Here is a 13,652-nt window from a genome sequence, read left to right as displayed (position 1 = left end):
TGAGTAATTTTGGGAGATACCTCGCTGGCTCAATATCTGTCATCAAAAGGAAGGTGGAATCGATGCACAGCTCTGAAATCAGGTCAATTATGGACAGAGGTGGAGATTTAATTTCAGCACTGCCACTAAAAGATTTGAGGAGAATGCCGCCTGCACTTAATTTATCGGCGAACTTGAACTTTACCGAAATTCATCCCCCGCGCTTTGAGTACGGCGAGATAGTGCGCTGGGTGGGTGTTGGCGAAGAAGCTGATTGGGGGATAGTTATTGGCAAATTTTACAACTACGAACCACGTCGGTGCTGTTGGATTTGGTGCTACATAATTTGGCTGGCTGCTGATTCTAAGAGTGTGAGTTGGTGTCAGTTTGATACGGCGCGGGAGGAAGATTTAGAGGTTTTTGAGGATGAAAAAGCCGCGAAGTTTGACAAGTAGAGAGCGCAATTTGATTGCCATTTACAGTCAATGCCAATTGGGTATGACACCAAGACAGTTTTATGCTAAATGGGGAGTGACTCATGAGGAAATCGCTTTTATTTGTTCTCGTTCAAATTCGACTGTACGGGGTTGGTTTAAGCGGGATAAGAGCCGAAGGTTTCCTACCGCTGTCGATTTGCGTCATTTGGCAGTAATGGACTTCCTGCTAGAGCATTTTGAGGAAATTCCCGGCGAACTCAGGAGCCTGCTGTGTCCGCCTTCTCAAAGTTAAAAGTCAAAAGTTGGCACTCTGTTCTGCTTTTTTACCTTTACTCAGAATCACAAATCAGCCAATTTGTCAATATCACTCTGACCTGTCTTTGAAAGTGCAGTTTCATTACAGTCTTAGTATGGCTTCTTTGAAGTCGAATTAATGGAAACACCTGCATTTAGGTACCCTAAAGTACAAGTCGTTGGCGATTTCGCCAGCGGCTTTTACTCGTTACCAGATTCAGAGACTCTCTAACAACAATTAACCATGTAGTAGGGTGCGTCAAGGAGGATTATTTTCGTTCTAAACTAACAATCTTACAACTGAGGCAGGGGGTAACAAACGGTGCGTCAGAACGAGACTTTTCGTGATGATTCAAAATTCCACAACTGACGCACCCTACCACTAGGGATAACGCACTATTTCAATTTGTCTCTTTCTAGGCGGTCTAGCACCCAAAAAATAATATCAGAATAAATGTAGTAGGGAGTAGTGCTGCTATACCCGACAAAAGATGGTTTGGCCATATCTAATAAATCAAAAGTTGCGCTGCATATTTCACTCATTACCTGCAATATTTCCTCCGGAGCGCAAGCTTTTATTGCTTCTTGTCTTACTTGTTTGTCGGCCGATAAGCGGTCGGATTTTAACATTTCAGACATAGTTTTTCGGGATACACCTTTAGCTAAATGAATCATTTTATTACGTTTTTGAAGCCAATAATCTAATATCATCAATGATTCTTTAATATCTTCCCAAATTTTTCTGTTTTTTCCTCTAACATCCACCAAGTTTTTAACCAGCCTATACTTACTGAAGCGGTTTCTAAGTAAATAAGGGCTATTGTCAAAATCCCATTCTTTAAATTCATTATTCTTTTTTCTTTCTTGCCTATAGAATTTTTCCCACAGTTTAGGTTCAACTAAGTTTTTTTGCAACTGCCAATCATTGATATCGCCCACAAAGTATTGACTGCCCTCTAAAGTAATAATTAAATAATTGAGCAACTCTTCCCAAAAGGAGCTCAAGCGTGCCAAAAAGTTGGCTACCTGATTTAATTCCCAGTATATGCGACATTGAACATATAAATTCAGCCAAGCTTCATAATTTTGTTCTAACACTGTCAGCGCTGTTATTGCCGGATTAGAGTTAAGAATATTTTGCGTGTCGGCACGGTCTAAATTGATAAAAGACAAGCCCAAATTGAGTGCAGCAGTTGCCGATTCTATCGCAGTTCGACTCTCTTCAATATCTGCTTTATCTACTATTCCATCCGGGAGTAAACTGAGACTATTTTGCCAATCATCTAGAATCATAATAGCACCGTCAAAATCCCAGCGGGTAAGTAACTGCCTTACTGTGTCGTATTTTTGACTCCGCAGGTGTCGCCAATACAAAGTTAGTTGGCAGTCAGAAGGTTCTCCTTGCAAAATTTTCTCTAAGTTTAATCCGGGATCGATAAAAACTAAATTCTTAAAGTTGGAATCAATGGCTTGAATTTGCAAGGCTGTGATCATTGTACCAGTGCCCCCTTTGATACTCACTAGAACCAAGTTTTTGTTAGGTTCAGTTTCCGCGGACAATAGATTTATTTTTTCATCAATCGCAATTTGTTTAAGGTGTTTTTCATACTCGCTGAGGAGAGGTTCTAATTTGTTGGCTTCTATTTTGCTGTCGAGAGTTTTATTTTCTAGTATGAATGGTATGTTTTCCAATTCCAGCCACTTCACTAAAATTTCATACAAAAAGATTGTATCTTTTTCGTGTCCGTCAGGGGTTTGAGGTATCACTTGGTTGGTAACAAATATGTAACCTTTTGTTGCACCGAGACTGATAGCTTTTTGAATGGCACCCCAGATGCGGACTGGTTTAATTCGAGGATGCCATTTCCCCGGATTATCTCGGTACTTTTTCAATACAACTTGAGTTAATTCACGGCTAGTTTGTTTGGTGTTAATGGGAAATCCTAAATCATGGTAAAGGATGGTTTCAATATAGTTGCGCTGTTTTTTGTAATCCCACAATTCTTGCAGTTTTGGCGGCAATTTAGCAATTTGTTCGCCAATATTGGCTTCGCTGGGCAAATAGTCAATGGGTAAATAGTAGTTTTTGCCTTGTATGGAAATTTGGATAGTGAGGTCTGAAGTGCCGATATTTGCAATTAAGATAGCCATGATTTTTTGGATTGATGATTTGATATTTAGAAGGCAGACACCGGGGCACCGCCCCTACGGCGGTGTTCAAAGTTTCCCTTGGTTTAACAAATATGCACTACTTTTTGTCTCGCTGTTTGATGCGATTCAAAATCCAGTTCCAGCCGCCTGTACCCAACCAAGTTAAGACTCCGGCTGCTACTCCGGCTGCTACACTCAATAATAAAATTAAAACTGCTGGATGAATTGTATCTATTTTCCAAGTGGGGTTCAAGCTTAATGGCTGTTGGATGTAATTGGCAATGCTGGAGGCGATAATGCCGCCGATACCTACGGCTACGCCGATAACTTGTATGGTAGTTTCTAAGCGGCGCGTTTGCTGCATGAGGGTGTATTCGTACATATCGCGCACTTCGTCGTTTACTTCTTGGTACAATTCTTGTATTTGAAATACTTGATGCCACTGGCGGTAACAGCGGTGGTGGTGTTCGCGCTGCATTACTTGGGTGAAGTAGCCCCGCGCGGTGAATACTAGCAATTGATTGCGGATTTCTTCAAAGACTTGTTCGCGCTGTCCGTTGCTGTGTTTTTTTTCGTGGTCGGTTAACCAATTCAGGGCTACTTTTGATGATAGCATCATCAGGGTAAAGCGCTGGTGCAGGGCAATCAGAAATAGCAGAAAATATTGGTCGCGCAGGTGAGATGGTAAAGTTTGACGGAAGAATTCAGTTTTAGGGGCATCTGCTGCTAGGAAACTGCCACCTTCTAAGGAAAAGATAAACCACTGGCGACTGGCGTAGGGCAGCCAAGCTGGATTGTTGAATCCTAAGTCTTCGGGGGCTGGATTGTTGCCTTGTTGTTGATGGAATAAGTTTTGCAACTTGTAAAGTAAAAGTTGGGTTTCATCGACGGGTAGGTGGTCGGCAAATAATGCTGTAAAGGACAGCATCTGTCCAGGAACAAAAACTTCACTCCACCATTGTTTTGATGTCGGTTCGGGTAACGAGTTGGGTGGTAAGGCTGATTTTTTTAGTAAATTTGTCACTACTTCACCGAAGTAAACTTTACCTTTTTGATATTGGGCTTGGCCTCCTGCTAATTCTGGGAAAAAAGGCTCTAATTGGGGTTGTTTTGTATCGGGGTTGAAACCGATGCGCCGCTCAGCTTTTACGTGAGTTCCTTGCTGTCCCCGCAGAAAGCGAAAGTAGTGCAGAAAGTTGAGCCATTCGTTAATGTTGTCTGAATCTGGCTGGACTCTGACTGTTAAAAATCCGACTCCTATTTGAAACAGTGCTAGTTGGACTGCTTTGTTGCCTTCTCCTGCTTCACCAAAGGTAAATGGAATTTCACTTATGGGAGTAATTAATTGCCACTGAGCTCGGAAACCAAAAATATCGCGGGCTACTTCGTTGAGTTTCCACAAGCTGGCTGTGGGGGGGTGATTGTCTGTGGGATTGAGGTAGTTGGCGACGTGGAAGAGCAAGTCGTTTTTGGGAAATGATTGGGATTCCCACAGGAATTGATTTTCTTTGGCTGGTATTTGGGCTTGGGATATGGCGCTTTTGAGGGTTTTAAAGTCTTTGGTTTCAAATATGAAGGGGTAGACGAAATAAATGAATGACCCGTTTTGGTCTGCTTTTGCTCCGTTCAAGTTCACTGGTGTTACCTTTTTGAATGGGAGAGAAGGTCGATCGCTCTCGATGGTACATAATAATGGAAACAAGAGGCTTCATCTACAATTTTTGATGAGCATTTTTTATATAAGTAAATAAAATATTTGTTAAAAATAGCCGAAAAGATGTTGTTTTTTGGGCTATAAATTTAAATATATGTGTTGATAGTTACGATCGCCCGAATGGATTGCAGATATTGCACCCTACAAAAATTACGATCGAGCTTTGGGCATTGTACAGTTAAGCAAGGGCGATTGGGTAGGCACTCTTGGCGCTACCCCTACAAGTTTTACAAATTTTTAGTCTGCCGTCTCTTCTAAAACTGGCGATCAGGGATAGGCACTCTTGGCGCTACCCCTACAAGTCTGGAATTACACTCCTGGACGCATTAAGACTCCTCGAAACCGGGTTTTTTAGTTAATCTGGGTACTCCAACGAAGGATTTTCGTAAAAAACCCGGTTTCAGACGGAGCCTGCGTTCAGGGCTAAATTAGTAACTCGGATTGCCGGTAATAAATGCCGCCGATACCCACTGGTCTGTATTTTGCAAGCGGAACCAGCGGTTTTCATTCTTTCCTTCTCGCGCATCCCAGTGAGTCGTACCCACGGTGGTAGCGTCAAAAGTTCGGCTGTTATTGGTACCCAGAGAGCCTACAACAGGGAAATTTGTTCCCGGCCCGCTGCGGACGTTTAAACTTCCATCGGCGGTGCCGTTGAATACCGGATTACCGGTGATAAATGCGCCAGAAACCCACTGGTTTGTACCTTGAATGCGGAACCAGCGATCGTCATTGCGCTGTTCGCGAGCGTCCCAAACAGTGGTACTGCGAGAAACTGCGTCAAAATTGCGACTGCTGTTGGGACTCAGCGAACCAACTATGGAACTGTTCGTTCCTGGGCTGCTGCGAACGTTAAGTTGTCCGTCTACTGTACCCCGGAACAACGTGCCAGTTACGGGATTCTGTGTGATGGGATTCTGTGTGGGATTTCCTGACAGATATACAAATTTAGCGCTATTAAAAGCACTGGTTCCGGGGTTAATAGTGCGCGAGTTGAAAGACATTGTGGCCGAACCAAAATTGGCTTCGGAAATCACAAAAGAACCGTCAGAATTCACTCGTTCGACAAAGCCTACATGACCTACGCTACCTGCACCGCCTTGATTGGGGTCCCAGACTATAAGACTGTTAGCTTGGGCTTGACGGCCCCAGGAACCGGCCTGGTCGTCCCAAACACCTGCGTTACCTGAAATTTTTCCTCCCAAACCGCTATAGTTTTGAAGCAAACCTTTTTCTAAGGCTCGACCAAAAGCAAAGTCTGTACACCAGAGATAGGTGCCGCCAGTGCCGTTACTGGCAACAAATTTATTACCGGAACGACTGTAATTAGTTGAGTTGAGGTTTATCTGAAATTCTGAGGGCGTTGATTGTTCTATGAAAACAGTTTTGCCGCCTAGGGTAATAGTGGCTGTGTCGTCTTCGGATTTGAGAGCGAGAATTTCGGGTTTGCTTAATTCTTTGCCTCGAACAACGGCGGCAAAAATCTCGCCTTCATCGCCAGCAGCATCGGCAATATTGATTCGGGAGTCTATGAAATGCCCCATTTCTTCTAGCAGCACGGTTGCTACGGCTTCGGGATTCTTCGCGTTTTGCTGAATGTACTCTTTTGACAGATAAATCTCGCCGTTTAAGCTGTCAAAAGCACCGTTAGCGTTATTGATTTGAGAACTGGAAATAACTGTCACTCGTGGCAGATTTTTGGTGTTGCCACTGGCGGCAGCTTGTACTATAGTTTGAGCGTCTGCCAAGTCAATGTCATCTCCAAAGGCGAGTTTCATATCTTGGTTGAAATTCGCTGCATTAGCAAAGCGTTTGAGATAGCTGCTAGCAATTTCTTGAGCTTGTTCTATGACTGAACCTGTGAGTACATCGGCTGTGTTAGATTGGGAAAGGTTGGCGGCGCTGGATGTTGCAGGGTTAACTGATATTGCTGATGGTTGCTGGCTGAGGATAAAGTTGCTGATATCTGGTGTTGGATAGTTGAGATTAAGTTCGGGTAGGAAAGTGCCGATATCGGGTGAAGTTTTAGTGGTTCCGGTGGGGAGTGTTTTTGCTAAAGGATCTAATTTTATCTCGAAAGCAGTGGGGTCAACATTAGGGGAGGTTTGCCAGGAGTTGCTGTTGTTGGAGAAGGTTGAATCTAACATGATTTTACGTTTTTATAAGTGGAAATTGCTGGTTCATTGATGTTGTTAGTGACATCTTAATGCTGAGTTCCCGCGCTCCACTAGAGATTTTGTGCGAATGACAATTCGTGCGAATGACGATTTGATGTGGCAGATTTTGGGGTGAAATTGCAATGTTGTTGGTGCGAATGACGATTTAAATTAGGGCTTATATCAAATTCGGGTTTGATTTATGAAGGAGGCGGTTGAAACCGCGTCTACACAAACTTTCGTCCGCGCAACGCGAGACTCAAGAGTAAAGATTGTGACTTACCCAAAAATTCTCGCATTTACCCGCGAGCCCGCCAGGGGTTAAAAACCTCTGGCGGACTCTCGGACTTGCGGGTTGGCGGACTCTCCGATTTATTCGCGATAAACCTCAACAATGCGATCGCCAATATTTTTAATTTTCTCCACCAATTCCGGTGGCTTGACTACCTTAACACTGCCGCCAAACCCGATAATCCACTGTTCCAAACTGATATCATTTAAAGACCAATTTGGCAATACAACTCGAAACCGATGGGGAAACTTAGCATCTCCAGTTGGTTGCAAAGAAAACAGAGATTTAAATCCTTCAGGTTTTTTCCCTCCCACAGGAGGTGACATCTTCATTACAGGAAATCGCTTAGTTCCCTCGGCAACAAATCGAAATTTATCGTCACTAAACCAAAGTTCCACAGTTATTTCTGCGCCCGATCGCACTTTTTTATCTGAGCTAAGAAACTGCTGCTGCAAACTAGCAGTTTTACCGAGAAATATCCCGGCACTTGCTGCTAAAAGTTGATTCAGTTTTCGTAAAGATTGTTCTTGAGTCTGGCGATCGCGCTTTTTCCCTTGAGGTTGACCCAAAAACAATCTATCCAGCCTTTCAAAACGCAACAAACCATTATCTTTTTTGCCTGCACATTCAAGGCCCAAATACCAAGCAAAGTTATAAAACACTATTTGCAGCGGCCACGCTAAAAAGAAGCCGTCCGCATCTCCCGAAAATCGACCGCCACCGAGAAAACGGCCCAATTCTAAGAGTTCTCCACCAATAATTGCTGCTTCCAATTTGGCTAAATTATTTGATAAGGCTTTGCTATCTAAAATGCTGTCGGTATCGACAATGCAGCGATTGGCGATCGCCCTTACAGGATAAGCATCAGGAGAATTAAGTTTGCTGAGTTTCATCCGTTCTTTAAATATTTCAAAAACGGCTAAAGCATCGGAATCTTCTAAACTTTTAGCTTGAGATTGCATAATTCCGAATACTTGATTCAGTTCGCGCTGCGATAAAATACCAGTACCTGCAAAGTAGCCGTGTCGCAGGGGGAATTCTGGCAATATTTGATAAGGTTTCAGGATTTTTTCAATATCTTTCTGTAGGGTATCCAAGAAATCACCGATAAGAACCTTGTTTGCTTTGAGGGCGTCGGTTAGTGCTTTTTGGCTGCGGTTTTCGGAATTTGGTAAAAATGGGTGGTGAATGATAAACCGAATAATTTTTAGCAGCCGCTTGAATGGTTCTGAATCTGAGTAAGCGTGAGTGATTAGGTTTGAGTCTTCAATTACGGTGACATCAATATCGTTTTCGACTTCTCCCACGTCGCCGTTTTTGACTGTCCGCAATCCCATACTATTTTCGATTCCCTCCAACCCCCCCTTGGTAAGGGGGGGAGTAGTAAGATTTTTTTTGTCGTGTGGGGGAGTAATGGGATTTGTTCGATCGCCTAAAGAAATAGTGTTGTTTCCAATGCCGATTAGTTTATTTTGTTGCAGCCATTGCAAGTCGATCGCAATTGTGTTATAATTAGCATAAATACTGCCTTTAAGTTGGTGCATTACCGCACAAATTTCCTCAACTGAATCGGCAAAATGTGGCACTTTGCCCAAAATTGTTAGAATCAATTTTGGGTCATTGATATGTAAGTATCCGATACCGGGATAGCGGATAATTAATGCTATTAAATGCAGCAAGCGATCGAAATCTTGGAGTTTTGAGTATTGGTGCAGGGTAATTTGACCATGTTTAGTGCGGTTGATGCGGTTGGTGCAGGCGCGATCGAGCTTTTGAATTTTGTTTTGAATATCTGTCATGTCAAACTCGCCGTCAGTTTGGGGAATAGTGTTGACGGCTGCAAAGCCTTCTGCCGGAAGCGGCGGGAAGTCTTTCAGGGATTTGAACATATCGGCGATTACTTGGTCTGGTACGATGCGATCGCGCTGTTGATTTCGCTGCTGGCAAGTTTCTAAGGGGGTTTTGAGATGCCAAGCCATCCACAATATGGGTTCTGATGTGCGATCGTCCCCAGGAGTGAGGGGGGAGTGGGAATTTAACTGCGTCAGGAGTGACATTCGCCATGCGCGTTTGGCGTTGGTGGCATCGTAGATGACTGGTTGGTTAAGGGCGATCGCGCTTCGGATTTGCTGTAGAATTTGATGTTCTATTTCTGTCCAATCTCCTTGAATGCTGGCATGTCCGTAGAGTTGTTCGCGAATTTCGTCGGTGGAAACAATCTGATAGTTTGCTAGGGGGGCTAGGTATTGGGCAAAGGTGGATTTTCCGCTGCCGGGTGGGCCGATGAGAAGGTGACAAATCATGTTAGTTTTGGACGGAATTGGGCATGGGGCATGAGGATTGGTGCGCTCTCAGAAAGATCGTAAGAAGAAAAAATAAGGCTTCCAACCCCGGTTAAATAACTCAATTTACCTGTTAAAAATAATTAAACATCGCTATTTAAAGTGTCGATAACCCACTCACAAATGTCTGAATAGAGGTAGTAGGGTTCTTTATTCGGGTGGAGATAGTCGGTGGGGTTTGAGTCCGTTACTGAAGCTGGTTGAGTGGTTCCCATGAGGGTTAAGGCGCTACGGACAATATTGGTCATTTGGCTGAGGATTTGGTTAGCATCACAAGCATAAGGAACAGTATTTCTAATGTTATCATTTTGTGGCTGTTGCTTGTCTTGCTCTAAAGCCTCTTGCATCCGTAACTTTGACACTCCTTTAGCGCCATGAATTAATTGGTTACGTTTTGCAAACCAGTAGTCAAGCGCTTGCATACCTTTAACCATCTTCTGACACGCTAGGACTTTTCTATTACCAGGTGAATTATTGTAGTAAACCAAGGCTGCAACGAAATTTATCTGCGTCAATCGTCCAAGCTTAAATAGAAATCCAAGCCTTCTGTCTTGTGCTTGAATAGGTGTTCGCCATATTTCATTTTGAAGGCAACTCTGATTATTAATCTGCTTGACTAATGTTGAAGAATTTCTCAAATAGCTTTTTTCTACCTGATAAAATTTTTGCGCTAAAGACTCATTTTGGCTTAAAAGTTTTTGCGTGTCTAAGTACCAGTCATCGGGATAACGCTCACGGTCAAAATAAATTTTTCCCTCCAAATCATCAATTAATTTGTGCAGAGTTTCTTCATAAAATGACCCCATGCGTGTTAAAAAGTCCGCGATTCTGTCTACTTCCCAAAATAGGCAACATTGCGTGTATAGATTGAGCAGGTGATTGTAACTTGTCGTTAAGTCGGCTAATTTACCTAAAGATAAATTTGCTTGAGTTTCAGCATAGGTTTTGTCTAAATTTAGGTAGCCAACAGCCATGCTCAGAGCATGAATAATTGATTGAATGCGATTTTCGCTCTCCTCAATATTCTTGATTCCTTCAATATGATCTGCCTTTAGCGATTCGAGGGTTTTCTCCCACTGCTGTAAAATTGTTAGCCCTCCATCAAAATCCCAGCGATTCAAGAGCTGTTTGACAGTTTGATACTTTTGAATTCGTTGATATCGCCAATAGGAAATTTTTCTACATTTTGAAGGTTTTCCAGTTAATAACCTTTTAAGGGATAACTCCGGTTCCAAATAAATCTGGTTCGCAATATCTGACGATATCGCTTGTACCCGCAGCGCCGTCTGCATTTGCGGTGTTCCCCCCTTAACGCTGACCAAAATTTTTGTCGATTTATCAAACTGGTTGAAAAACCCATAATATTCGTTTAGCAAGCCATCTTGATCGATCGCAGGAAGTTGCTTTGGAATAATCACGGGGATAATGTTCAATGTATCTCCAAACTCACGACCAAACCAACGCTTGAGAATGTAGAATAGGTGAACGGAATCAGTTTTATAACCAGGATTTTCTTGTAGCGGATCTCCTTCAAATTCTGGCTGATCGGTAACGAAAATATGAACTTCTGTAACTTGTTCTTCTCTAATAGCTGCCTCCATCACGCCCCAAAGCCGACCAGGGCTGAGAAGATCGTACCAAGCATCCGGCTCTTCTTTTTTGTATTCTTCAAGAATGTAACGAGTTCGTTCTCGGAAGTAAAAAGTTTTTTTCGAGTCCGGGATATGCTTCTTGAAAAAATCATCAATCTTTGCTTTGTGTGTATCCCAAACAGCTTTCTCGATGTTACTTAGTTCTGCTACTGCCTCATCCAAATTAGGTTCGAGGCGGTCAAATCCAATCGGTAAGTAGTATCCATCAATTTTTATCGCGATGTCAGAAGTGCCAATGTTTGCAATGAGAATAGTCATAATGGTATCTCCTATTAAAATTGTAAGGTTTGTCACCAATCGAGTTTTTATGGAAAGTTTCGAGACTATTGCCTTAAGTAATTCTTACGGATTAGCCAAAGGCCAAATTTGCAAGCAGTTAGAGGACGATTTTTTCTTTAACTCTTCAAGAAAAGTTTGTCGCTTGCCACTTGTTGCACCAAAAACAGTCACCACATGAAAATAATTTTCTTGAGTGTCTTTAATTTCACGAATCCAAACAGGAGAAGGTATACTAGGATTTACTCCTCCGCAAAGTTGCTTATCATAGTCTCCATTAAAGAATAATTGAGGGCTGTGTAATACTGATAAAGCATGACCTTTACCGTTTTTTCCACTGCCTTTACCTTGACAAACTACAATCGAGCAATTTCGATCCACTGCTTCAGCCCAATTTGTAGTTGCCGTCACAGTTCTAGGATTGGAGGAGTCAATGTTAGTTCTATTAAAGTGTTTTAAGGCGGTATAAAACTCTCCCAAACGTTTTTGAAATAATTGGTGAAAAGCTGCCAGAGTATACGGCGGTTTCCAAAATTCATCGTTTTCGTTTTCTGGATATAAAATCAGTGTAGAACCCCGCCAAAGGGGAGTGGGATTGTGTCCTGTCCTCTTGTAACAAGGTCTTCTGGCACCTTGTCCAACTCCTCCTAAGTGAAACATTAACCAAGTTAAAGTTTTGAGCAGGTTAATTAGATTTTTACGTTTGTGTTCAATGCGACTTTGACGCTCTTCTAAAGATAGGTTATCTAATCCAGGGGATTGATTTAAAATAGCTAGCTGATGAGAAGATGATCTGACAATTAATTTACCTGACAGACACGCAGCAGCTTGCTCAGTAATTTCATTATCAATTTTTCCAGTTACTTCTACTTCCAAGCGAAATAATCCAGTAGTAGGATTAGGTTCTATTCCTCCAAAAATCTCTAGTTCCAAGTTGCGGACTGACTTAGAGGGTAGTACCCCCAAAGCTAAGCTACGAAACCAGTATCGTAGCATTGAGCGAAATGCGATCGCGCGTACTTCAGCTTCAGCTATACCCGGAGACTTCCATTTAGTATCCTTGTCGTTTCTTTTCCATCCATCAAACCTTTGTCTTCCGTGAATTAATTGCCCTTGAAGCTCAAAATCTATGCTTAAAATAAAGCGTAATTTGGTGATTTTTTCCCCAAGTTTAACCGTGGCTTTCAGCGTACCATAACCGCTGTTTACCCTAGAACCAATCCCTTGATTTAACCCATTAATCAGCCACATTTTTACTCGCTGCAAAGTGTCATCGGAACAACCTAATCCCCGCCGTAAGCCGATGACAAAAGTAGGGTTTTTCAAAGAAATACAAATATTAGGATTAGTATTGTATACAGGTGGTGTCATTCCTTCCCATTTCCAGATAGAATTAGCCATGTCTGGCATCAGTCCGCCTTGCTTGTTGTCTCCTGGTAATGGGTAAGCATCTAAAAAGATGACTTGACCCATACTTGATTCAGGATTAATGTCACCAAAGATTTCTTTAATTTCCGTCTCAGTCATTGTCAGATCTTTCACTGCCATTGCTCTAGCTATTCCTCTGAGAGTGCTGCTAGGAATATAGGGCATCCCTAGAGCATCAAAAGCTGGCAATAACATTGATTCTGGCCCTTTTGTTCCCCCAACTCTAATTCGCCAGGGACACTCAGCTTCAAACCATTCTTCAGCTAATTTTTTGGTTCTATCTCTCAGACGAGTTAAGGTTTTAGAAAAGTCATTATTTTCAAACAAATTAAACAATTCTAAAATTGTACCGCTGTTGATTGTACCGCTCTCTGGAATAGTATCCTCTAACTTCACTCGCATCCAGCGCAAATATTCAACAAAGCTGGCCGAGTTAGACGGTTCGGGGTTGAAATTGTTGGGGTGATTAAGCCAAGGAGAGGGATCTGACATATATTCTCCATTTTTATTAGTTAGTAACTGTTGGTGGATTTGGGTTGGTCTGAGTTTTCGGATAAATGGCTTCTGCCCAGAAAGCAAATTCCCGTGCTACTTGCAAGGCTAACCCAGTGAAACCTAAATATTCAGAAGCATCTTTTCCAGTTAGATAATTTAACCCATCTCTTCCTAGAAATGGATTTGGCTGACCTGAAAATGCAATTTCACCTAAAGTCTGAAATAAGGATTGAACTACCCTTCTTTTGTTATCTTGACTTAAGGCAAATTCTTCGGCTTTTAAACGTAGCAATCCCCAGGTTGATATATAAGTATAAAGTTCTACAGCTTGGCTTTTCTGTTCTTTACGATCGCTTTCATTGGGTGTTTTGTTTTTTAAATCGTCCAGGTTTTTGTAAACCTTACTCGAAATGGTGCGTGGGTCATAAGTTAACATTTT

9 protein-coding genes are annotated in these 13,652 nt (G+C 42.3%); 2 read left to right on the top strand and 7 right to left on the bottom strand.

The window, feature by feature from the left end:
* Positions 1-62 precede the first annotated feature (62 nt).
* Together QUA40_RS01875 and QUA40_RS01870 are read left to right on the top strand one after the other, a co-directional pair.
* On the top strand, positions 63-434 hold the full coding sequence (locus QUA40_RS01875) for a hypothetical protein (RefSeq protein ID WP_333121296.1): 372 nt from the start codon (positions 63-65) through the stop codon (positions 432-434).
* A complete protein-coding gene (locus QUA40_RS01870) occupies positions 406-708 on the top strand; it encodes a helix-turn-helix domain-containing protein (RefSeq protein WP_333121294.1) in 303 nt (100 codons plus the stop codon). The genes QUA40_RS01875 and QUA40_RS01870 overlap by 29 nt, the downstream gene beginning before the upstream one ends.
* Before the next feature lie 398 nt (positions 709-1,106).
* Here QUA40_RS01870 and QUA40_RS01865 read toward each other — a convergent pair whose 3' ends face one another.
* From QUA40_RS01865 to QUA40_RS01835, 7 genes are all read right to left on the bottom strand, one after another.
* Positions 1,107-2,861, bottom strand: a complete 1,755-nt coding sequence (locus QUA40_RS01865) for a hypothetical protein (protein ID WP_333121293.1) — start codon at positions 2,859-2,861, stop codon at positions 1,107-1,109.
* A gap of 97 nt (positions 2,862-2,958) precedes the next feature.
* Positions 2,959-4,497 carry a hypothetical protein gene (locus QUA40_RS01860; protein ID WP_333121291.1) on the bottom strand — a complete coding sequence of 513 codons (1,539 nt, stop codon included), beginning with the start codon at positions 4,495-4,497 and terminating at the stop codon, positions 2,959-2,961.
* 506 nt (positions 4,498-5,003) lie between these two features.
* Positions 5,004-6,719, bottom strand: coding sequence for a CHAP domain-containing protein (locus QUA40_RS01855; RefSeq protein WP_333121290.1), 1,716 nt, complete (start codon positions 6,717-6,719; stop codon positions 5,004-5,006).
* Between the two features lie 381 nt (positions 6,720-7,100).
* Positions 7,101-9,323, bottom strand: coding sequence for a WYL domain-containing protein (locus tag QUA40_RS01850; RefSeq protein ID WP_333121288.1), 2,223 nt, complete (start codon positions 9,321-9,323; stop codon positions 7,101-7,103).
* A 122-nt stretch (positions 9,324-9,445) separates the two neighbouring features.
* Positions 9,446-11,272, bottom strand: coding sequence for a hypothetical protein (locus tag QUA40_RS01845; protein ID WP_333121287.1), 1,827 nt, complete (start codon positions 11,270-11,272; stop codon positions 9,446-9,448).
* Between the two features lie 84 nt (positions 11,273-11,356).
* Positions 11,357-13,045 carry an RAMP superfamily CRISPR-associated protein gene (locus tag QUA40_RS01840; protein WP_333121285.1) on the bottom strand — a complete coding sequence of 563 codons (1,689 nt, stop codon included), beginning with the start codon at positions 13,043-13,045 and terminating at the stop codon, positions 11,357-11,359.
* Positions 13,046-13,226: 181 nt separating this feature from the next.
* Positions 13,227-13,649, bottom strand: coding sequence for a hypothetical protein (locus tag QUA40_RS01835; RefSeq protein WP_333121283.1), 423 nt, complete (start codon positions 13,647-13,649; stop codon positions 13,227-13,229).
* Positions 13,650-13,652: the final 3 nt, after the last annotated feature.

This window comes from Microcoleus sp. Pol11C3, from assembly GCF_036701485.1.
Classification (GTDB): Bacteria; Cyanobacteriota; Cyanobacteriia; order Cyanobacteriales; family Microcoleaceae; genus Microcoleus.
Note: the sequence above shows the minus strand (reverse complement) of the source record. Positions and strands in the feature narration are given on the sequence as shown.

Bases quoted from the DNA above. Each gene is read 5' to 3' on its own strand.
- QUA40_RS01845 (WP_333121287.1), bottom strand. From the start codon at position 11,272: ATGACTATTCTCATTGCAAACATTGGCACTTCTGACATCGCGATAAAA.
- QUA40_RS01865 (WP_333121293.1), bottom strand. From the start codon at position 2,861: ATGGCTATCTTAATTGCAAATATCGGCACTTCAGACCTCACTATCCAA.
- QUA40_RS01870 (WP_333121294.1), top strand. From the start codon at position 406: ATGAAAAAGCCGCGAAGTTTGACAAGTAGAGAGCGCAATTTGATTGCC.
- QUA40_RS01875 (WP_333121296.1), top strand. From the start codon at position 63: ATGCACAGCTCTGAAATCAGGTCAATTATGGACAGAGGTGGAGATTTA.
- QUA40_RS01835 (WP_333121283.1), bottom strand. From the start codon at position 13,649: ATGTTAACTTATGACCCACGCACCATTTCGAGTAAGGTTTACAAAAAC.
- QUA40_RS01850 (WP_333121288.1), bottom strand. From the start codon at position 9,323: ATGATTTGTCACCTTCTCATCGGCCCACCCGGCAGCGGAAAATCCACC.
- QUA40_RS01855 (WP_333121290.1), bottom strand. From the start codon at position 6,719: ATGTTAGATTCAACCTTCTCCAACAACAGCAACTCCTGGCAAACCTCC.